Annotated in this window: 1 protein-coding gene; it reads right to left on the bottom strand. The window is 49.3% G+C overall.

Annotated features, from left to right (window positions below; genetic code table 11):
• Positions 1–191, bottom strand: a 191-nt coding sequence (locus tag Y887_RS21185; protein WP_211257023.1) for a hypothetical protein, incomplete at its 3' end; no start/stop codon positions are given.
• Between the last annotated feature and the right edge of the window lie 174 nt (positions 192–365).

Raw genomic sequence — 365 nt, 5'->3', positions numbered from 1 at the left:
CTTAATATATCCTGACATTTCTTGCAATCACCTTTGCCTAAAAGCGAGTCGATGTAATCGCCGCTGACGCGCTCATCACCGAAGTATGTTGCGCGACCGCAAAGACTTTGCACTTCTCCTTCGTCAAAGTAATGCGCACGATGGCCCCACTTCGGTATGGCCCAACCAGCGGCGATAAGCTTATTACCCATCACCCCTCCTTAATGACCCGATAAGCAACAACATCCCAAGCTTCTCCGTTGTGATCCCAATGTAAAACACTAGAATGAATTTGATCATTACCACGTTCGCCGTTACGCATTTTGAACTCAACCATCTTCCCAGGCACTGGATTCTCACCGCCATGCCACACGGTCCACGCTTCC

Origin of the sequence: Xanthomonas pisi DSM 18956 (assembly GCF_001010415.1) — a bacterium.
Lineage (GTDB): Bacteria > Pseudomonadota > Gammaproteobacteria > Xanthomonadales > Xanthomonadaceae > Xanthomonas > Xanthomonas pisi.
The sequence above is the reverse complement of the archived record's forward strand: the minus strand, read 5'-3'. Positions and strand labels throughout refer to the sequence as shown.